We start from the raw sequence: 21,222 nt of genomic DNA on the forward strand, positions 1-21,222 counted from the left end.
ACCCACGACGGCTCCGACGATAAACCCGGCGCGCCCAAGGTATCCAACGTACCCGCTGCGCCCAACGTGACGCTCGAAGCCATCGCGCGCGCGGCCGGTGTTTCTCCGAGCACCGTATCGCGGATCCTGAACGGTTCTGCGCGCGTGCTTCCCGCCAAGCAGCAGGCGGTGGAAGCGGCGATCGCGCGTTTCAACTATCGGCCGAACGTGCTCGCGCGCAGTCTCGCGAGTGGGCGGACCGAAACGATCGGCGTATTGACGCAGGCGGTGTCGAGCCCGTTTTACGCCGAGTGGCTGCGCGGCATCGAGGAGTCGTTGTACGAACCGGGCTTTACGCCGATCTTCGTGAGCAGCCGCTGGAACATCGACGACGAAAAGGCGCGCCTCGAACAGTTCATCGCGCGGCGCGTCGATGGAATCATCTTGCTGCACGCGCAACTCGATGAGTCGACGTTGACCGACTACTCGCGGCACGCGCCAATGCTCGTACTCGGCCGCTCGGTACACAACAGCGCGACGCTCGCTGGCCTGCCGATCGACAACATGCAGGGCGCACGCGACGCGACCCATCATCTGATCGAGCAAGGCCATCGCGAGATCGCCTTCATCGCCGGGCCGGCAAGTCACGAGGATGCGATCGAGCGCCTCGTCGGCTACCGGACCGCGCTCGAGGAAGCGGGCATCGGCTTCGATGCCGATCTCGTCGAGCAGGGCGATTACCTCGAAACGGGCGGCGTCGCAGCGATGGAGCGCCTGATGGCGCGCCATCCATCGTTCAGCGCGGTGTTCTGCGCAAACGATCAAACCGCGTACGGCGCGCGCCTCGCGATGTTCCGCCGCGGCGTGCGGGTGCCGGACGACGTGTCGCTGGTCGGCTTCGACGATTTGCCGACATCGTCGTACATGACGCCGCCTTTGACGACGGTCCGCCAGCCGACTTACGAAATCGGCCGCCTCGCCGCACAGGGCATCGTGCAGATGATCCGCAAGCAGTCGATCGCGCTAAGCCCGATTCCGCTCACGCTCGTGACGCGTGAAACCACGCGGCGAATCACGCCGCCGGTAAAACGGGGGGATACGCCTACGTAGCGGCTGTTTTTTCGCCTCAACGTGAAAGCGCTTTCAGGTATCGGCAGTCAAGCAGAAATTCAGCGGCGCATTCAGCGCCAGGCAAAGCAGCACCAAGCAAAGCAGCAACAAAGACAACAGGGGAAGTAGGTCGCAGCAACCGGGTATTCATCGAATGCAATTCAAACAGGGTTCTTCAGGAGACGAGTAATGAAATTCCGCTTTTCAGGCTCTGCCACCGCCGTTCTGCTCAGCCTGGCCGCAGTCGGCGCGCACGCCAACACCACGTTGACGGTCGCGGTCTTTCCGAAGCTGGATCAGGAAATCAAGGACGCGCTTCCGGCGTGGAAGAAGCTGCATCCGGACGTCGACATCAGGGTCTCGTCGCTCGCGATCGCCGATCACCACAACGCAATGACCACCGCACTCGCGACGAGCTCCAATCTGCCCGACGTGATGGCGGTGGAGGTCGGCTTTATCGGCCGCTTCGCCTCGGGCGGCGGTCTCGAAGATCTGTCGAAGGCGCCGTATAACGCGGGCCAGTACAAGAGCCAGTTCATCAACTACACGTTCGCGCAGGCGACCACGCAGGACGGCACGATCGTCGGCATGCCGGCCGATATCGGTCCGGGCACGCTGTTCTATCGCAAGGACCTTCTCGACAAGGCGGGGGTGACCGAAGCCGACCTGACGAAGTCGTGGGACTCGTACCTGGCGGCCGGCGTGAAGATCAAGAAGGCGACGGGTGCGTACCTGATGGCATCGTCGCGCGATATCGAGGACATCTACATTCGCGCCGACCTGAAGGAAGGCGATGGCGTGTACTTCGACAAGGCCGGCAATCCGGTCGTCACGTCGCCGCGTTTCGTGAAGGCGTTCGAACTCGCGAAGAAAGCACGCGACCTCGGTCTCGACGCGAAGATCACGCCCTGGTCGAACGAATGGGCCGAAAGCTTCAAGCGCGGGACCGTCTCGACGCAGATGATGGGCGCGTGGCTCGGTGGCCACCTGTCGTCGTGGATCGCCCCGGACACGAAGGGTCTGTGGCGCGCGGCCAATCTGCCGAACAACGCGTACGCATCGTTCGGCGGCACGTTTTACTCGATTCCGGCGAAGGCGACGCAAAAGCCGATGTCGTGGGAATTCATCAAGTTCCTGACGACGCGCCAGGACACGCAGCTCGCATCGTTCCGTTCGATCGACGCATTCCCCGCGCTGCTCGCCGCGCAGAACGATACGTTTTTCGCGGAGCCGGTCGCATTCCTCGGCAACGAGAAAGCGCGTCTGAGCTGGCGTGACGCAGCCTCCCACATCCCGGCGATCCAGCGTAGCAAGTACGACCAGGTCGCCGAGGAAGCGGTGCATTCGGCCCTCGACAAGGTCGTCGACGACGGTGCAGACGTGCATACGGCGCTCCAGGAAGCGCAGGACCAGATCGCGCATCGGGTGCGCCGTTAAGCGGTATCGATGCAAGGTCGCGGCACGCTGCGTGCCGCGACCGACGTGTGTCGCAGTGCGCTGCAAGTCTGCTGCAAACAGCGTGGCCGGTCATCGATCCCGGCTACGCCCGACTGGACGGAACTATTGATGAACACCCCGCTGCCCACGACCCCAGAGGTCGCCCGCGATGCGCGCGCGAGCGACGTGCTGAGCTCGCCCGCGCCGTTCGCCGCGCCGCGCAGAACTTCGCGGCTCGATCCGGTGAAAGTCGCACCCTACCTGTTTCTCGGGCCATTTTTCCTGCTGTTCGCGCTATTCATGGCGTTCCCGCTGCTGTTTTCGCTGTACCTGTCGTTCCAGAGCTGGGACGCGACGGCGGGGCTCGCGAGCATGAAGTGGGTGGGTCTGTCGAACTTCACGTTCACGCTGACCGACCCGTGGTACTGGAAGTCGCTGTACAACACCGCGTCGATGGCGATCATGTCCGGCGTGCCGCAGCATCTGGTGGCGCTGCCGCTCGCGTTCTTTCTGCAAACCGCGTTTCGCCGCTGGCGCAACCTGGTGGTCGGCCTGTACTTCCTGCCGTTCATCACGTCGAGCGTCGCGATCGCGCTGATCTTCTCGTCGCTGTATTCGACCGACTTCGGCATGATCAACCTCGCGATCGCCGAGCTCGGCAAGCTGCCCGGCCTGCACTGGATCGTCCCTGCGCATCCGATCGAGTGGCTGTATAACCCGAAGAACGTCAAGCCGGCGGTGTCGGTGGTGATCTTCTGGCGCTATGTTGGCTGGAACACGGTGCTGTATCTGTCGGCGCTGCAAACCATTCCGAAGGACCTTTACGAGGCCGCGCGCATCGACGGCGCGAACGGCTGGCAACAGTTCACCCGCATCACGATTCCGCTGATCAAGCCGATGATTTTCTTCGCGGTCACGCTGTCGATCATCGGTGGGCTGCAACTGTTCGAAGAACCGTTCATCCTGCTGCCGAACGAAGGCATGGGTACCAGCCAGTCCGGTCTGACCACGGCCGTCTATATGTATCGCACCGCATTCCACGACGGCGATTTCGGCACCGCGAGTTCGATCGCATGGCTGCTGTTCATTTCGATCGGCGCGTTGATGTGGTTGAACACGCGGATCTTTCACCGCAGCGGCATGAACGAGGAGACACAGCGATGAAATCGTCGAGCAACAAGGGCCGTTATATCGGCTACGCGATCGTGGTGGTCGGCGCGCTGCTGATGTTCTCGCCGTTCTACTTCATGTTCGTGTTCGCGACGCACACGAGTTCCGAGATTTTCTCGATGCCGCCCCCGCTGTGGTTCGGCAGCGCGTTTCTCGACAACATGGCCTCGCTGATGCGGCACATTCCGTTCTGGCGCAATCTCGGCTGGAGCTTCTATACGGCCACGATGCAAACCGTGCTGACGCTGCTCGTCACGTCGATGGCCGGCTACGCGTTCGCGATGTACGAATTCCGCTTCAAGAAGACGCTGTTCGCGATCGCGCTGACCGCAATGCTGGTGCCGCCGTTCCTCGGCATGATTCCGACCTTCATGACGATGAACCTGCTCGGCTGGATCGATCAGCCGCGCGCGCTGTACGTACCTGGCGCGGCCGCCGCGCTCGGCGTGTTCCTGATGCGCCAGTACGTCGCCGCGGCGATTCCGTCCGAGCTGATCGAGGCGGCGCGCATCGACGGCTGCAGTGAATTCCGCATCTACTGGAGCATCGTGATGCCGCTGCTGGGACCGGCGCTGGGTACGCTTGGACTGATCAGCTTCATTCAGGCGTGGAACAACTTTCTGTCGGCGCTCGTCGTGCTGCGTTCGCCGTCGATGTACACGCTGCCGCTCGCTCTGCGCATTCTGCAAAGTCCGACCAATTCGGATTGGGGCGCGGTGATGGCGGGCTCCGCGGTCGCGGTGCTGCCGTTGCTGGTGCTGTTCGCATTCACCTCGCGGCGTCTGATCGACGGTCTGACGACCGGCGCGGTCAAGGCTTGAGATTCTTTGTTTCATTTTTCACGCCCTCGCGGGCGTGACATTCAGAACAACATCATCTATGTCGACGTATCGATTCAACGAAGACTTCGTCTGGGGCGTCGCCACCAGTTCCTACCAGATCGAAGGCGCAGCGCATGAGGACGGCCGGGGCCCGTCGATCTGGGACGCGTTCTGCAACGTGCCGGGCAAGGTCGTGAACGGCGAGAACGGCGATGTCGCATGCGATCACTATCACCTGGTCGAGGAAGACCTCGACCTGATGGCCGAACTCGGGGTCAAGGCTTATCGCTTTTCGATCGCCTGGCCGCGCGTGCAGCCAACTGGCCGCGGCGCATTCAACGACAAGGGCCTCCCGTTTTACGAGCGCCTCGTCGACGGTTTGCTCGAGCGCGACATCCAGCCGTTCGCAACGCTGTATCACTGGGACCTGCCGTTGTCGCTGCAGCATACGCAAAACGGCTGGGAAAGCCGCGATACCGCTTATCGCTTCGCGGACTACGCGCGCAAGATCGGCAGCGTGCTCGGCGATCGCGTTGCATCGATCGCGACGCACAACGAACCGTGGTGCACCGCGTGGCTCGGCAACGCAACCGGCTATTTCGCGCCGGGCAACGCCGATCTGAAGAAGGCCGCGCATGTCGCGCACCATCTGCTGCTGTCGCACGGTCTCGCGTTGCAGGCACTGCGCGCCGATGGCGTGAAGGCGCCGCTCGGCATCGTGCTGAACCAGTCGCCGGCGCATGGCGCGACGGATGCGCCCGAAGATCAGGCCGCCGCGTCGCTCGAATACGCGAAGTTCGTGCGCTGGTACATGGACCCGCTGTTCAAGGGCGAGTATCCGGCCGAGGCGCTGGAATGGTATGGCGCGAACGGTCCGCAAGACGTGATCCGGAGCGGCGATTTCGACGTGATCGGCACGCCGATGGACTTCCTCGGCGTCAACTACTACACGCGGATCTTCGCGAGCGCATCGGGCGAGAAGCGTCCGCCGGGCGAGCTCGGCTTCACCGACATGGATTGGGAAGTCTATCCGCAAGGTCTCACCGAATTGCTGACGCGCATCAACGCCGACTACAAGCTGCCGCCGATCTACATCACCGAGAACGGCTGCGCGGCGAAAGACGTGCTCGATAACGGCCGCGTGGACGACGCCGAGCGCGTGCGCTTCTACGACCTGCATCTCGCCGCCTTGTCGGACGCGGTGAAACAGGGCGTCGACGTGGCGGGCTATTTCGCCTGGAGCCTGATGGACAACTTCGAATGGGCGTCGGGCTACGACAAGCGCTTCGGCATGGTCTACGTCGACTACGCGAGCCAGGAGCGCACGCTGAAGGACAGCGCGTTGTGGTATCGCGACGTGATCGCGCAACACGCCGGCGTCGCGGCCGTGCGCTGAGGCGCACGCCCGGCGACGGGCGCATCGAACCTCGCGTGGCGCGGCAGTAGTGCGGCAGTGGGATAGCGTCACGCGGGGTCTGCAAGTACAAGGATCGAGGAGGAGGCATCAAATGGGCGAACTCGTATTGCGCAACGTCACGAAGACGTTTGGCGAAGGACCGCAGGTGATCCAGGGCATCGACCTGCGCATCCCGGACGGCCAGTTCACGGTGTTCGTGGGACCGTCGGGCTGCGGCAAGTCGACGATGCTGCGCATGATCGCGGGGCTCGAGTCGGTGACGGGCGGCGACATTCTGATCGACGGCGTACGCGTCAACGATCTGCAGCCCACGGACCGCGGCATCTCGATGGTGTTCCAGAGCTACGCGCTCTACCCGCACATGACGGTCGCGGAAAACATGGGCTTTTCGCTGAAGCTGTCGGGCAAGTCGAAAAAGGAAGTGCGCGAGGCGGTGGGCCGTGCCGCCGAGATCCTGCAGATCACACATCTGCTGGAGCGCAAACCGAAGGCGCTGTCGGGCGGCCAGCGCCAGCGCGTCGCGATCGGGCGGGCGATCGTGCGCAAGCCGCGCGTGTTCCTGTTCGACGAACCGCTGTCGAATCTCGATGCGGCGCTGCGCGTGCAGATGCGTATCGAACTCGCGAAGCTGCATCGCGAACTCGGCACGACGATGATCTACGTCACGCACGATCAGGTCGAGGCGATGACGCTGGGCCAGCAGATCGTCGTGTTCAACAAAGGCTGCATCGAGCAGACCGGCGCGCCGCTCGACCTGTATGAGCGGCCGTCGAACCGCTTCGTCGGCGGCTTCATCGGCTCGCCGCAGATGAACATGCTGGCCGCGACGCTGGTGTCGCGAAGCGATGCGCAAACCGTCGTGGCGCTTGCCGGCGCGAGCCAGCGCATCGTGCTGCCCGGCCGGCCGGCGCAGCCGGTCAGTGGCGAATTGACGCTCGGGGTGCGCGCCGAGCATCTGGGCATCGGCTCGCTCGACGAAGGTCTCGCCGCGCGTGTCGAACTGGTCGAGCATCTCGGCGACGTCTCGATCCTGCATGCTCGACTCGATGGCATGGCGCACGCGATCGCGCTGAAGCTCGACAAGAAGGACGCGCAGCACGCGGTCGGCGCGCGTGTCGGGATCAAGGTGGCGTCGTCGTCGGTCACGCTGTTCGATGCGAACGGCGCCGCGGTGAGCCTCGCGCGACCCGAAGTCGGCGAGGACGTCGGCGCGGTGGTTTGACAGGCCGATGTCGGCGAGTGAGCAACGGTAAAGCCGCGCGAATCGTTGCATGCGTGGATCGTGCATTTCGATGCGGAGCCTTCATCAGGACCCCCTGCATCGAACGACGAAGACTGACGCAAGCAGCGATGACGTTAGCCAGTTCGCATTAAATATTACGCAGTACTTTCGACGCCTTGCATCGAGCTTTCTCCTTGCCGGGCTTGATTTAGAGGGTCCAGTCGAGGGGTCGGATAGTGGTTCGGAGCTTAGGTAAACTCCGCATGGCGGCCGCGAACCTGCGCCATTAACATCCGCTAACGTTAAGGTTAACGTTAAGCAAGTTTGCATCTATTCGAAGATCTATAACACGGGGCAAAACATTGCAAGCCAAGACGCGCCGCGCCGCTATTCGGCACGACCCGGTATGGCCAGAGCGGTCTGTGTAAAACCAATTGATTAGGTGAAAGTGCAGCGGTTGCGCGCAGGAATTGGCGCGACCGTTGCAGGCTGTGTCGCGGTTACGCTAGTTGTCGCCGCGAATTGGATTGGAGCTCGAGGGAGCTCCTGGCAGTAGGCTGGGAAGCAACGACTGAGAGCAAGGTTGATAAAGAATGTCGGGCACGCATCGCGGGTGTTCGCCTGCGGGCGCACCGGCCCGATACAAAAAATACCGTTGGATTTTTGCTGGGTGGAGAGCGTCATGGAAAAGCGAGTATCTAAAGCCATTTTCAAGTCCCGGGCCTGCGAGCTGTTCCGTCAGGTCGAGGCATTGGGCGAAACCGTGGTCGTCACCGACCGCGGGCAACCCACCATCGAAATCCGGCCGTATCGCAGCAAGCAGGAAAACCCGCTCGAGCTGCTGCGCGCGTCGATTACGCATTTCAACCTGAAGCACGCGTTGCAGCCTGTCACTGCCGAGCAGGACGAGTAATGATCACGCTCGACACGCTTGCGCTCGTGTGCTGGCTCGGCAGGCAGAAAGCGCTGAGCCAGGCCGCGCACGATGCGATCGATCGGGAGCTCGCCGGCGGCGAGATCCTGATTTCGGCAATCAGTGCGTTCGAAATCGCGGAGTTCGTGAAGGTCGGCAGTCTCGGACTGTCGATGGACGCGCGCAGCTGGATGTCGACGTTTCTGTCGCTCGACGGCGTGCGGATGATTCCGGTCGACACCGAGATCGCGTTTCGCGCGGCCACGCTGCCGCCCACGCTCGCCTTGCATCAACGCCTGATCGTCGCGACCGCGCGCACGCATGGCGGCGCGCTCGTGACTTCGGATGCGAAGGTGCGCGCGTCGACTTACGTCGAAACGATCTGGTGACGGCCGCGGCGCTGCCTGGTGCGGACTGGGCCGGTGGAATCGCGCACCACCAGTTCCGCCGGCAGCGTGATGCGTTGCGAAGCGGCGTCGATCCCGGCGATCTGCGCGAGCAGCGTGTTGACCGCCGAGCGCGCCATTTGCTGGAACGGCTGGCGGATCGTGGTGAGCGCCGGGTGAAACTGCTCGGACATCGGGATGTCGTCGAAGCCGATCACCGAGATGTCGTCCGGCACGCGCAGTCCCGCTTCGCGGATCGCGGCGATCACGCCGAACGCGCTCTGGTCGTTGGCCGTGAAGATCGCGGTGGGCGGCTCGGCGAGGTTCAGCAGGTCGAACGTGACGTCGAACGCCATCATTTGCGACAGGTCGCCCGCGGCGACCAGCGAGTCTTCGCGTGGCAGGCCGAGGCGAGCCAGCGTGTCGTGATAGCCGCGTTGCCGGTCGCGCACGCCTTCGATCGTTTCGTCGCCGGCCAGAAACGCGATGCGCTTGTGACCGAGCTCGGCGAGGTGCTCGACCGCGAGACAGGCGCCGCCGTAGTTGTCGACCGACACCGACGGGAAGCCCGTCAGCGTGCCGCGCTGATCGACGACGACGACCGGTACCTTCGCGGTGGCGAGCGCCTCGAGGCACAGCGACTCGCGCGGAAGAATGGCGAGGATACCGTCGGAGAATTGCTGGATGAGCCCAAGCAGGTCGTGATGCGTATGACGATCTTCATCGAACACCGTGTAGACCAGCATCTCGCAGCCCGCGCCACGCGCCGCGCGGCCCGCGCCGAGAATCAGTTCGCTGGAGAATTGCGTGTCGAGTGTCGGCGTGATGATGCCGATGATGCCGTTGCGGCCGCCCGACAGTTTCTGCGCGGTGCGGTTGACGACGTAACCGATGTCCGACGCGATTCTCAGGACTTCGTCGCGGGTTTCGCGCGACACGCCGGGACGGCCGTTGAGAGCGCGCGACGCGGTCATCTGGGACACCCCGGCAAGCTTGGCAACGTGCTCAAGCGTTGGGGTCTGTCTTGCCATGCGGGTCGAAGGTGTGCGAGAGGTCATTGGATGGGTCGACTCGCTAATCGCGTTAGCGATAACGTTTATGTAGTCGTTATTCTAGCAGAACCCTTTATATTTCAGCTTTCCCGCAATCGGTCCATCTTATCCGGCCGTTGCGTCGCAGCCCGCCGGGACCAGGTAAAATCCCGCATAGCCTTACTTCACGCATCGACCTAACATTCGCTAACGTTAAGGCTAACGTTAATGTTTCGGTGATTTCTTATAAATCCAGAAGAGGGGACACACCCATGGCGTACCCGGCTTTGTTTAAAGCGCGGTCCATCATCGGCGCGACGGCGCTGCTGTTTTCGTTGTCTGCAGTTGTTTCGAACGCCGTAGCGGCGGACTCCAAGACGATCACGGTATGGGACCAGCAGACCAATGCGTCGTCGAGCAAGATCATTCGCGACGCGTCGGATCGATTCGAAAAGGCGGTTCCGGGCTACAAGGTCGAGAATTCGCACGTCCTGAACGAGGCGTACAAGACTAAGCTGAAGGTCGCTTTCGGCGCGAACCAGCCGCCGTGCGTGTTCGAGAACTGGGGCGGCGGCGGGCTGCACGAGTACGTGAAATCCGGCCAGATCGCCGACCTCACGCCGTACCTGGAGAAGGATCCGGCGTACCGCAGCCGCTTCATGCAAGCGTCGTGGAATGTCACGACGTTCGACGGCAAGACCTACGGTGTTGCCGCCGAAAACGCGGCGGCCGCGGTGATCTTCTACAACAAGGAAGTCTTCAAGAAGTACGGCATCACGCCGCCGAAGACGTGGGATGAACTGATGCACGTCGTTGAAGTGCTGAAGTCGCACAACGTTGCAGCGTTCTCGCTCGCGAACAAGAACAAGTGGACCGGTTCGATGTACTACATGTACCTCGTCGACCGTATCGGCGGTCCGCAAGTCGTGAAGGACGCGATCGAAGGCAAGGGCAAGGGCTTCGAAGATCCGGCGTTCATCGAAGCCGGCAAGCGCATTCAGGAACTCGTGAAGGCTGGCGCGTTCGCACCGGGCATCAACGGTCTCGATTACGACTCGGGCGCCTCGCGCCGCCTGCTGTACACGGGCAAGGCTGCCATGGAGCTGATGGGCGCGTGGGAAGCTTCGACGATCGCGAACGAAAATCCGACGTTCTCGAAGGACCTCGACTTCTTCGCGTTCCCAAGCGTGCCGGGTGGCAAGGGTGATCCGCGCGACCTGATCGGCACGGTCGGCGACGGCTTCCTCAGCATCTCGACCGAGTGCAAGACGCCGGACGCAGCGTTCAAGCTGATCCAGGCACTGACCGACGAGCAGGCGATGCAGGCTCGCGCGTCGGATGACCACAAGCTCCCGCCGGTCAATCACGTCAGGATCGACGATCCGTTCACGCAGCGTCTGCAGCAAATGCTTGCCGCCGCTCCGAGCGTGCAGCTCTGGTACGACCAGGCACTGCCGCCGGCCCTCGGTGAATTGCACAAGGACACGACGCAGGCACTGTTCGGTCTGTCGCTGACGCCTGAGGCTGCTGCGCAGCAAATGGAAGCCGCTTCGAAGAAGGGCGGCTGATCTACAGTCCTAAAGAAAAGTCCGACCGGCACCGCGAGGTGCCGGTCGGCATACAAGCCCGTGAATATCGCACTTTCCGCTACACCCGAACGCCGGCTGAGATTTTCATCGCAAACGCTCGTCACGGTTGTGTTTCTTGCGCCGTCGCTGCTGCTGCTGGCCGTGTTCCTGCTTTATCCGCTCGTCTCCAGCATGCGGCTGTCGCTGCTCGACTGGAACGGTCTCGGCAACACTGCCCGTTATATCGGGCTCGCGAACTGGGCGCGGCTCGCGCACGACATGGTGTTCTGGCAATCGCTGAAGAACAACGTGATTCTTGCTGTCGCGTCGATCGTCGTCCAGCTTCCGATCGCGCTCGCGCTCGCCGTGCTGCTCGAGAAGGCCGGTCGTGGCTCGCGCTTGCTCAAGGTGCTCTATTTCCTGCCGCTGCTGATGTCGAGCGTGGCGATCGGTGTGCTGTTCAAGCAAATCTACGATCCGAATTTCGGTCCGATCAACGTCGCGCTGCAGGCATTCGGGCTTGATGGCCTCGCGAAGGACTGGCTGGGCGATCCGCATTTTTCGCTGGCTGCGACCATCGCCGTGATCATCTGGCAGAACGCGCCTTTCTACATGATTCTGTTTCTCGCCGGCCTCTCGTCGATGCCGGCCGAGGTCAATGAAGCTGCGCTCCTCGACGGCGCATCCGGGTGGACCATTTTCTGGCGCATCAAGCTGCCGCACCTGCAAGGCACGGTGCGCACCGCTGTGCTGCTGTCCGTGCTCGGGTCGCTGCGTTACTTCGATCTCGTCTTCGTCATGACCGGTGGCGGCCCCGAAGGCTCGTCCGAGGTGATGGCCACCTACATGTATCGCACGGTGTTCAGTTCGTTCCAACTCGGCTACGGCAGCACCATCGGCTCGGCGATGTTCCTTATCGTCATCACGGTGGCGGCGGTGTCGATGTACTTCACCCGCCGTTATGCAACCGAGGTCTGAACCATGAACAAGAAACTACGCTTCCCCCGCCTGGGGGTTCCGCTGCTGGCACTGATCTGGCTGGCCGTCACGACGATTCCGTTTCTCTTCATGGTCGCATCGAGCTTCAAGAGCCAGGAAGAGACCTTCGCGACGTCAGTGTGGGCGCCGCCGAGCCACCTGTATTGGGGTAACTACGCGGCTGTGCTGCAGGGGCCGTTTTTCACTTATTTCCGTAACAGCGTGTTCACGGTGGGCGTGTCGGTGCTGCTGATCGTCATCATCAGTGCGATGGCGGCCTACGTGTTTGCGCGCTTGCGCTTCTCGCTGAACAAGACGCTGTTCGGTCTGGTGGTCGCCGGCATGATCGTGCCGCTGCATGCGACGCTCGTGCCGATCTATCTGCTCACGCGCAACCTCGGCCTTTACGACACCGCGTTCGCGCTGCTCGGCCCTTATGTGGCCCTCAGTCTGCCGGTGTCGATCTTCATCCTGACCGAGTTCATGCGCCAGATTCCGCGCGAGCTCGAAGAAGCGGCGCAGCTCGACGGCTGCAGTCCGTTCCGCATCTTCTGGCGTATTTTCTTCCCGCTTTCGGCACCGGGGCTCGCCACCGTGACGATCTTCAACGGCATTGGTCTGTGGAACGAGTTCATCTTCGCGTACATGCTCACGTCGACGGCCGAGCACCGTACGCTGCCGCTCGCGATTTGGGACTTCATGGGGCAATACGCGTCGAACATACCCTCGATGCTGTCTGTCCTCGTGCTCACGTCGTTGCCGCTGATCGTTGCCTACGCGTTCGGTCAGGAGCGCGTGATCAAGGGGATGATGGCCGGCTCGCTCAAGGGCTGATCCGCATCGCACACCACCTCGAATCGTGCGGGCCAAAGTGGCCCGCACACCGAACTTCGCATAAACGATATGGCAAGCATCTCTCTCACTAACGTACAGAAGTCCTATACGAGCGGTAACTCGGTGATCCGCGACGCCAACCTCGAAGTCGGCAGGGACGAATTCTGCGTGTTCCTCGGGCCGTCGGGCTGCGGCAAGTCCACGCTGCTGCGCATGATCGCCGGTCTCGAATCGATCACCGACGGCGAACTGCGCATCGACGGTCAACTGATGAACAACGTCGAACCCGCGAAACGCCAGGTTGCGATGGTGTTCCAGAACTACGCGCTCTATCCGCATATGAGCGTGTACGAGAACATGGCATTCGGCCTGCGTCAGGCGAAGGTCGATAAGGCCATCATCGACAAGAAGGTGCGCAGCGCCGCTGCCGCGCTGCAACTCGACAGCTACCTCGAACGTCGCCCCGCTGCGCTGTCCGGCGGCCAGCGCCAGCGCGTGGCGATCGGGCGCGCCATCGTGCGCGAGCCGGGCGTGTTCCTGTTCGACGAGCCGCTGTCGAATCTCGACGCCGCGCTGCGCGTGCAGACGCGTACCGAAATCGCCCGTTTGCATCGCGAGTTCAACCGCGCGAGCGCGGTGTACGTTACGCACGACCAGATCGAAGCGATGGCGCTCGCCGACAAGATCGTGCTGCTGCACGCCGGCGCGGACATGGAAAAGCACGGCAGCATCGCGCAGATCGGCGCGCCGCTCGATCTGTACCACCGGCCGAAGAGCCGCTTCGTCGCTGGCTTCATCGGTTCGCCGAAGATGAACTTCATGCCGGCCACGGTGCTCGCGGTCGACGACAAGGGCATTCAGGTCGAGCTGACCACGGGCGAGCGCGTGCGCGCCGAGGTCGACGGCCGCAGGCAAAGCGTCGGTTCGCAGGTCACGCTCGGCATCCGGCCGGAGCACCTCGCCCTGCCATCGGCGCAGGCCGGCGTGCAGACAATCCGCTGCGCCGTGCGCCTGGTCGAACGGTTGGGCGAGCACAGCTACGTGCATGTGGACGGTGGCGTGCGCGACGGCAACACGATGATCGCCAAGCTGCCCGGCGACGGTGGCGTGACGCACGACGAATGCGTCGAACTGGCGTTCGCACCGCACGCGTGCCACGTGTTCGACGACAAGGATTTCGCGCTGCCGCGTCTGCACTGATCCGCTTGCGATCGCGCTGCTTGCACGACGCGAGCAAGCGCGGTCCCATTGCATCGCGTCGCTAGACGCGACGAACGACCCGTAGCCGATCAAACACGGCGAATTCGAGTCGCGGCTGCGTTCGATCGATTAGCAGGACTGCGAAGTCTGGAAAGGTATCTGAAATGGAAGGGATGGCATCCGGGCTGAAGCAACGCCATGCCGCACGCTTGTCAGAAACAACGGATTTGTCGGCGCCTCATGCGCTTCGTACACCACGATAAAAAAAAGGAGTTTTCGATGTTGCTTCGCCAAAGTGAGGTCCCGCTCTACCGCAATCCAGTGGCAGCCGTGGAAGAGCGCGTGGCCGATCTGCTCGCGCGCATGACACTCGACGAAAAGATTGCGCAGCTTCACGCCGCGTGGCTGAAGCTGTCGGCCGACGGCAATCACAAGGCGCGTAGCATCGATTTCGCGCAGAGCGCCAACCAGATCACGGTCGACGAGATCCTGCAGCATGGCCTCGGCCAGATCACGCGTCCGCTCGGCACGCATACGGTCGATCCGAAAGAAGGCGTACGCGCGCTCAACGAGCTGCAGCGCAAGATGGTCGAAGACACGCGCCTCGGCATTCCGGTGATGTCACACGAGGAATGCCTCGTCGGGCTCATGATCAAGGACGCGACGCTGTTCCCGTCGCCGTTGAACTATGCGGCGACGTGGAATCCGCGACTGGTCGGCGAAGTGGGCACGATCATCGGCGAGCAGGCACGCTCGATCGGCTGTCATCAGGGGCTCGCGCCGGTGCTCGACGTGTCGCGCGACCCGCGGTGGGGCCGCACCGAGGAGACGCTCGGCGAAGACCCGTATCTGGTTGGCGTGCTCGCGTGTCATTACGTGAAGGGCCTGCAGGGCGAACAGCGCGATCTGCTCGCGACGCTCAAGCATTTCGTCGGTCATTCGGCGAGCGAAGGCGGCCGCAATCATGCGCCGGTGCATGTCGGTCCGCGTGAGCTCAACGACGTGTTCATGCTGCCTTTCGAAATGGCCGTGAAGCTCGCGAACGCGGGCTCGGTGATGCCCGCCTATCACGACGTCGACGGTGTACCCTGTCATGGCGATCGCGCGCTGCTGCACGACACGCTGCGAGAGAAATGGGGCTTCGACGGTCTCGTCGTCGCCGATTACGCGGGCGTCGACCTGCTGTTCAGCCACCATGCGGTGGCGCGCGACAGCGCGTCGGCCGCGGCCCTCGCGTTCAACTCCGGCCTCGACGTCGAGCTGCCGGGTCACGAGTGCGCGGTGCATCTGAAGGAAGCGCTCGAGCGCAACGAGATCAGCGAAGCGACGATCGACACCGCCGTCTCGCGCGTGCTGCGCGTGAAATTCCAGCTCGGCCTGTTCGAGAATCCGTACGTCGATCCCGAACGCGTCGACGTGAAAAGCGCGACCGCGGGCGATACCGCGTATCAGGTGGCGCTCGAATCGGCGGTGCTGCTGCGCAATCAAGGCGACGTGCTGCCGCTCGACGCGCACGGCCCGGACAAGATCGCGGTGATCGGCCCGACCGCCGACGATCCGCTCGCGCTGCTCGCCGGCTACAGCTTCCCGGTGCACCTGATCAACAGCGGCGAGCAGTCCACTGCTTCGATCGCGACGCCGCTGCGTTCGCTGCGCGCGTTGCTCGGCGACGAGCGCGTCATTCACGCGCAGGGTTGCGACATCATCAAGGAGCGCCGCGCGGGCGCGCCAGTGTTCCCGGGCGACGTGTCGCTCGATCTGACCGGCGACGCGCATTGCGACGAGCTGATGAGCAAGGACACCGACGGCATTGTGTCCGCGGTCGAAGCCGCGCGGCAAGCGGGCGTCGCACTGGTGTTCGTCGGCGATCTGGCGGGCCTGTTCCAGTCCGGCACGGTCGGCGAAGGGTCCGATACCGACAGCCTCGACCTGCCGGGTGTGCAGCAGGCGTTGCTGCAGGCAGTGGTCGATAGCGGCACGCCGACGGTCGTCGTGATGACGGGCGGCCGTCCGTACAATCTCGGCGGCCTCGAAGAGCGCATCGCCGCGCAGATCATGGCGTTCGCGCCGGGCGAGCGTGGCGCCGAGGCGCTGGCCGATCTGCTGGTGGGCCGCGCCAATTTCAGCGGCCGTCTGCCGCTGTCGGTGCCGAAGAGCGCGGGCGCCGTGCCGTACGTGTATAACCATCGTTTGAAGAGCGCGGGAACGCCGATCGCATACCATTTCGGCTGCCGCTATCCGTTCGGTTTCGGTCTCGGATATACGCAGTTCCGTTACGGCGATCTCGCGCTCGCGCACAGCGAAGTGCCGATCGAAAGCGGTACGATCGAGTTGAGCTTCACGGTCGACAACATCGGCGCGCGCGACGGCACCGAGATCGTGCAGATCTACGTGCGCGACCGGCACGCGTCGGTCGCGCGGCCGGTCCGCGAGCTGAAGGCGTTTGCGCGCGTGCCGCTCGCGGCCGGTGCGTCGGCGCGTGTGCGCGTGAAACTGCCGGTGGACATGCTGAACTTCACCGACGCGTGCGGCGAGCGTATCGTCGAGCCCGGTGACTTCGATCTGCTGGTCGGCAGCTCGAGCCGCGACATTCATCTGAGCGGCACGGTCGCCGTCGCGGGCTCCGCGACGAGAACGCTCGAACGCAACTGGCGCATGCTGAGCGAGGTCGAGATCGTGGCCTAAGCGGCGGGTCAGGGCGGCGAGCGCCGTCCTGTATGTGGTCCTACTCGTAACAAGTGGAAAATCTGATGTCGTACGCAACCTATCCAAGTCTGTCGGACAAAACCATCGTCGTGACCGGCGGCGGCGGCGGGATCGGCGCCGCGATCGTCGAGGCCTTCGCGCAGCAAGGCGCGCGCGTGTTCTTCCTCGACGTCGCCGAGCACGATTCGCTCGCGCTGCAGGAAACGCTTCGCCACGCGAAGCATCCGCCGCTGTTCCGCCGCTGCGACCTGAAAAATGTCGACGCGATCGAAAACACGTTCGCCGACATCGTCGATGCGGTGGGCCCGATCGACGTGCTCGTCAACAACGCCGGCAACGACGATCGGCACGAAATCGGCGAGCTCACCGCGAGCTACTGGGACGACCGTATCGCGGTGAATCTGCGCCACCAGTTCTTCTGCGCGCAGGCCGCCGCGAACGGTATGCGTCGCGCGGGGCGCGGCGTGATCCTGAATCTGGGCTCGGTGTCGTGGCATGTCGCGCTGCCGAACCTCGCGATCTATATGACCGCCAAGGCCGGCATCGAAGGGCTCACGCGTGGTCTCGCGCGTGATCTCGGCAGCGCGGGCATCCGCGTGAATTGCATCATCCCCGGGGCGGTGAAGACGCCGCGGCAGATGCAGTTGTGGCAATCGGCTGAGAGCGAAGCGAAGGTCGTCGCGAGTCAGTGTCTGCAACTGCGCATCGAGCCCGAGCACGTCGCGCGTATGGCGCTGTTCCTCGCGTCCGACGACGCATCACGCTGCTCCGGCCGCGATTACTTCGTCGACGCAGGGTGGTACGGAGAATGAGCATGCCGGTCCCAGTATGCGTATGGGCGCTCGGCGCCGAGCTGGCCGAAGGGCCGCTATGGCAGGCCGCCGAAAACGCGGTGTATTTCGTCGATATCAAGGGGCGCCGGATTCATCGGCTGTCCGTCGCGACCGGCGAGCAGCAAACGTGGCAGGCGCCCGACCAGCCCGGTTTTCTGGCGCCGCTCGCGGACGGCACGTTCGTATGCGGGCTGCCATCCGGCTTGCATCGCTTCGATCCGGCGAGCGGCGAGTTCAGCAAGCTCGCCGAGGTCGAACCGCATCTGCCGGGCAACCGCCTCAACGACGGTTTCGTCGATGCACGGGGACGCCTGTGGTTCGGCTCGATGGACGATGCGGAAGAGGCGCCGAGCGGCACGCTGTATCGGGTGAACGAGCAAGCCGCGGCAATCGCGCAGGACGACGACTACGTGATCACGAACGGCCCGGCGATGAGCCCGGACGGCCGCACGCTGTATCACAACGACACGATGCGGCGCGTGGTTTATGCCTTCGACGTCGCCGCGGACGGCACGCTGTCGGGCAAGCGCATCTTCGCCGCCATCTCCGGCGACGGCCATCCCGACGGCATGGCCGTCGATGCCGACGGCTTCGTGTGGATCGCGCTGTTCGGCGGCTGGCGGATCGAGCGTTACTCGCCGGCGGGCGAGCTGGTCGATCAGGTGCCGTTGCCGTGCGCGAACGTGACGAAGCTCGCGTTCGGCGGCGACGATCTGCAAACCGTCTATGTGTCCACCGCATGGAAGGGACTGACGGCGGTCGAGCGCCAGCATCAGCCGCAGGCGGGCGGGCTGTTCTCGTTCCGCGCGCCGGCGGCGGGGCAGGCTCAGGCACGCTGCACGGTGGGCTTCGAGCGCTAGACGACAAAAAAGACAGCGACAGGACAAGCCGCAAAACGCAACCCTGACGTTGCCTGGTCGCTCCGCAAGGAGCGGCCCGCTATCATGTGCGTTCCATGACTTTCGCGCATTCGCCCCGATACCTATCATGACGTCCAGGCCGCCAGTCCCGCCCCGCATGTCCGATGTCGCCGAACGCGCGGGCGTCTCGAAGATGACCGTGTCGCGCGTGCTTGCCGGCCGCAACGTGTCGCAGGCGACTCGCGAACGCGTGCAGAAGGTCATCGACGAACTCGGCTACGTCGCCGATGCGGCGGCGGGCGCGCTGTCGTCGGGACGCTCGGCGTTCGTCGCGGTGCTGGTGCCGTCGCTGTCCAGCTCGAACTTCTCCGACACCGTGCGCGGACTGAATGCCGCGCTGGGCCCGCACGGTCTGCAGCTGCTGCTCGGCGACACGGACTACCGTCTGGAACAGGAAGAACTGCTGGTGCGCTCGATGCTGCGTCACCAGCCGCGCTGCGTCGCGTTGACGGGCGGCCGGCACACCGAGGCGACGCGCATGCTGTTGCAGCGCGCCGGCATTCCGGTCGTCGAAATGTGGGATCTGCCCAGCGATCCAATCGATACGGTCGTCGGTTTTTCGAACTCGGCGGCGGCGCGCGCGATGGTCCGGCATCTGCACGAGCGCGGTTATCGGCGGATCGGCTTCATCGCGGGTGCCAGCGAGCGCGACCGGCGCGGGCACGACCGGATGCGTGGCTACGTTGCCGAAATCAAGGCGCTTGGTCTCGGCGAGCCGCGCGTGATCCGGCTCGGCGATTCGCCGATCACGATGAGCCACGGCGCACCGGCGATCGGCGCATTGCTCGACACGTGGCCCGATACCGAGGCCGTGATGTGCGTGAGCGACATGTCGGCGTTCGGCGCGATCATGGAGTGTCACCGGCGCGGGCTGTCGGTGCCGGGCGACATCGCGGTCGCCGGGTTCGGCAACTTCGAGGTGTCGTGGTGCTGTCAGCCGAGCATCACGACGGTGTCGGTCGACGCGTACGGCATCGGCCTGCGCGCTGGCGAAACGCTGCTCGCGGGGCTCGCCGATCGCGAAGCGGGTGAGGTGCAGCGCAGGAAAGCGGTGAAGATCGATTTCACGGTGATTGCACGCGATAGCGCGTAGATGGCGCACTAGCACTCCCCTTAATTAAACAGATCAGGGATATCCCTCGGTTGTCCGGCTGGTAAGCCGGGCGTAACATCCACAGCTAGAAATGTTACCGGTAACTTAACGGCGGTGCCAAATCGCACGAGCCGCGAGGCAACGGCATTTCCGACCAAAAATACGCTGATGGAGATACGAATGACCGCTGTACCGCCCGCCATCGTCGCGCCCGCCGCGCGCGTCGACGAGTTCGAGGAAAGGACCTATCGCAAGGTCGTGCGCCGGCTGCTGCCGGTACTGTTGCTGTGCTATGTGGTTGCGTATCTGGATCGCGTGAACGTCGGCTTCGCGAAGCTGCAGATGCTCGACGATCTCGGCCTGTCCGACACGATGTACGCGATCGGCGCGAGCGTGTTCTTCTGGGGCTATTTCATCTTCGAAGTGCCCAGCAACGTGTTCCTGCATCGCTACGGCGCGCGCTTCTGGATCGCGCGGATCATGTTCACGTGGGGGCTCGTGTCGATGGCGCTCGCGTTCGTCGCGCCGCTCGCGCGCGTCGCGCACGTCGAAACCGCGACGATGTTCTACATCCTGCGCTTTCTGCTCGGGCTCTGCGAGGCCGGCTTCTTCCCCGGCGTGATTCTGTACCTGAACTTCTGGTTTCCGTCGCAGCGCCAAAGTCGCGTGATGTCAGGCTTTCTGATCGCAATGCCGGTCAGCCTGATGCTCGGCGGCATCGTGTCGGGCTGGCTGATGGACCATACGGCCGGCCTGTTCGGCTATCAGGGCTGGCAATGGATGCTGCTGATCGAAGGCGTGCCGTCGCTGCTGACCGCGTTCGTGGTGTACTTCTCGCTCGACGACGGCATTGACCGCGCGCGCTGGCTCACGCCGCAGGAGAAGAGCCTGCTCGCGGCGAATCTGCAGCGCGAAAGCGCGCACAAGACAGCGCGCTTCGGCTCGGCGGTGCGCGAGCCGCGCGTCTGGCTGCTGGTCGCGATTTTGCTCACGTTCAATACCGGCTTCTACGGCCTCGCGTTCTGGCTGCCGTCGATCATCAAGGCGACCGGCGTGCAGGATCCGCTGCATATCGGCCTGCTCACCGCGATCCCGTACGGCGTGGCCATCATTGCGACGCTCGCGAACGCCGCGCATTCGAAGAAAACCGGCGAGCGGCGCCTGCATGCGGCGATTCCGGCGCTGATCGGCGGAATCGGTCTGATCATGAGCGCGGCTTTGGCGCATCATGTGGTGTGGGCGATCACGTTTCTGACGATCGCCACCGCCGGCATCCTTGCGCTGATGCCGATTTACTGGACGTTCCCGGGACAGCTGCTGTCGGGCGCCGCCGCGGCGGCCGGCATCGCGATGATCAACGCGATCGGCAATCTGTCCGGCTTTACCGGTTCGATGATCACCGCCGTGGCGAAAGATTTGACCGGCGACATCAACAACGGCACTTACGCACTCGGTGCGTGTCTGCTGGTCAGTTGCGTGCTGATCCTGCTCGTGCCGCGCACGATGCTGACGCGGGGCGCCTCGAATGAAGGCAGCGGCCCCGGCCGCGAGACAGCGCGGGCACAGAAACACGCAGAGCACGCATAAGAACCCTCACCCAGACA

General features: G+C 63.7%; 18 protein-coding genes. 17 read left to right on the plus strand and 1 reads right to left on the minus strand.

The window, feature by feature from the left end; genetic code table 11:
* The 8 genes from OKW39_RS22625 to OKW39_RS22660 all read left to right on the plus strand — a co-directional run.
* A partial coding sequence (locus OKW39_RS22625; protein ID WP_429563739.1) for a LacI family DNA-binding transcriptional regulator occupies positions 1-1,089 on the plus strand: 1,089 nt, incomplete at its 5' end.
* Between the two features lie 189 nt (positions 1,090-1,278).
* Positions 1,279-2,526, plus strand: a complete 1,248-nt coding sequence (locus OKW39_RS22630) for an ABC transporter substrate-binding protein (protein ID WP_429563740.1) — start codon at positions 1,279-1,281, stop codon at positions 2,524-2,526.
* Between the two features lie 129 nt (positions 2,527-2,655).
* On the plus strand, positions 2,656-3,690 hold the full coding sequence (locus OKW39_RS22635; protein WP_429345896.1) for a carbohydrate ABC transporter permease: 1,035 nt from the start codon (positions 2,656-2,658) through the stop codon (positions 3,688-3,690).
* Entirely contained in the window at positions 3,687-4,517 is an 831-nt protein-coding gene (locus OKW39_RS22640; RefSeq protein WP_184023565.1) for a carbohydrate ABC transporter permease, read from the plus strand. The genes OKW39_RS22635 and OKW39_RS22640 overlap by 4 nt, the downstream gene beginning before the upstream one ends.
* 58 nt (positions 4,518-4,575) lie before the next feature.
* Positions 4,576-5,913, plus strand: a complete 1,338-nt coding sequence (locus OKW39_RS22645) for a GH1 family beta-glucosidase (RefSeq protein ID WP_429563741.1) — start codon at positions 4,576-4,578, stop codon at positions 5,911-5,913.
* 112 nt (positions 5,914-6,025) lie between these two features.
* A complete protein-coding gene (locus tag OKW39_RS22650; RefSeq protein WP_429563742.1) occupies positions 6,026-7,156 on the plus strand; it encodes an ABC transporter ATP-binding protein in 1,131 nt (376 codons plus the stop codon).
* A 682-nt stretch (positions 7,157-7,838) separates the two neighbouring features.
* The gene (locus OKW39_RS22655) at positions 7,839-8,069 is read left to right on the plus strand and encodes a type II toxin-antitoxin system Phd/YefM family antitoxin (RefSeq protein ID WP_008921569.1); all 231 of its coding nucleotides are present in this window, start codon (positions 7,839-7,841) and stop codon (positions 8,067-8,069) included.
* Positions 8,069-8,458, plus strand: coding sequence for a type II toxin-antitoxin system VapC family toxin (locus OKW39_RS22660; protein ID WP_090810623.1), 390 nt, complete (start codon positions 8,069-8,071; stop codon positions 8,456-8,458). Before OKW39_RS22655 ends, OKW39_RS22660 begins: the two co-directional genes overlap by 1 nt.
* On the opposite strand, the gene OKW39_RS22665 is transcribed toward OKW39_RS22660, so the two are convergent.
* Positions 8,437-9,513 carry a LacI family DNA-binding transcriptional regulator gene (locus OKW39_RS22665; protein WP_429360269.1) on the minus strand — a complete coding sequence of 359 codons (1,077 nt, stop codon included), beginning with the start codon at positions 9,511-9,513 and terminating at the stop codon, positions 8,437-8,439. The genes OKW39_RS22660 and OKW39_RS22665 overlap by 22 nt on opposite strands.
* A gap of 245 nt (positions 9,514-9,758) precedes the next feature.
* Here OKW39_RS22665 and OKW39_RS22670 point away from each other — a divergent pair, with 245 nt between their 5' ends.
* The 9 genes from OKW39_RS22670 to OKW39_RS22710 all read left to right on the plus strand — a co-directional run bounded on the left by OKW39_RS22670 (position 9,759) and on the right by OKW39_RS22710 (position 21,205).
* Complete coding sequence (locus OKW39_RS22670; protein ID WP_429360271.1) at positions 9,759-11,054, plus strand: extracellular solute-binding protein; 1,296 nt, start codon at positions 9,759-9,761, stop codon at positions 11,052-11,054.
* A gap of 60 nt (positions 11,055-11,114) precedes the next feature.
* Positions 11,115-12,032, plus strand: coding sequence for a carbohydrate ABC transporter permease (locus OKW39_RS22675; protein ID WP_429563743.1), 918 nt, complete (start codon positions 11,115-11,117; stop codon positions 12,030-12,032).
* Positions 12,033-12,035: 3 nt separating this feature from the next.
* The gene (locus OKW39_RS22680; protein ID WP_429563744.1) at positions 12,036-12,866 is read left to right on the plus strand and encodes a carbohydrate ABC transporter permease; all 831 of its coding nucleotides are present in this window, start codon (positions 12,036-12,038) and stop codon (positions 12,864-12,866) included.
* A gap of 69 nt (positions 12,867-12,935) precedes the next feature.
* Positions 12,936-14,066 carry an ABC transporter ATP-binding protein gene (locus tag OKW39_RS22685; RefSeq protein WP_429332579.1) on the plus strand — a complete coding sequence of 377 codons (1,131 nt, stop codon included), beginning with the start codon at positions 12,936-12,938 and terminating at the stop codon, positions 14,064-14,066.
* 279 nt (positions 14,067-14,345) lie between these two features.
* The gene (locus OKW39_RS22690) at positions 14,346-16,751 is read left to right on the plus strand and encodes a glycoside hydrolase family 3 N-terminal domain-containing protein (RefSeq protein ID WP_429563745.1); all 2,406 of its coding nucleotides are present in this window, start codon (positions 14,346-14,348) and stop codon (positions 16,749-16,751) included.
* Positions 16,752-16,816: 65 nt separating this feature from the next.
* Positions 16,817-17,584 (plus strand): SDR family NAD(P)-dependent oxidoreductase, encoded by a 768-nt coding sequence (locus OKW39_RS22695; RefSeq protein WP_429332577.1) that lies wholly within the window; start codon positions 16,817-16,819, stop codon positions 17,582-17,584.
* Positions 17,581-18,465 carry an SMP-30/gluconolactonase/LRE family protein gene (locus OKW39_RS22700; protein ID WP_429563746.1) on the plus strand — a complete coding sequence of 295 codons (885 nt, stop codon included), beginning with the start codon at positions 17,581-17,583 and terminating at the stop codon, positions 18,463-18,465. Before OKW39_RS22695 ends, OKW39_RS22700 begins: the two co-directional genes overlap by 4 nt.
* 157 nt (positions 18,466-18,622) lie before the next feature.
* Positions 18,623-19,618 carry a LacI family DNA-binding transcriptional regulator gene (locus OKW39_RS22705; RefSeq protein ID WP_090810612.1) on the plus strand — a complete coding sequence of 332 codons (996 nt, stop codon included), beginning with the start codon at positions 18,623-18,625 and terminating at the stop codon, positions 19,616-19,618.
* 180 nt (positions 19,619-19,798) lie between these two features.
* Positions 19,799-21,205, plus strand: coding sequence for an MFS transporter (locus OKW39_RS22710; RefSeq protein WP_429563747.1), 1,407 nt, complete (start codon positions 19,799-19,801; stop codon positions 21,203-21,205).
* Positions 21,206-21,222 lie beyond the last annotated feature (17 nt).

Origin of the sequence: Paraburkholderia sp. MM6662-R1 (assembly GCF_050436245.1) — a bacterium.
GTDB lineage: Bacteria > Pseudomonadota > Gammaproteobacteria > Burkholderiales > Burkholderiaceae > Paraburkholderia > Paraburkholderia tuberum.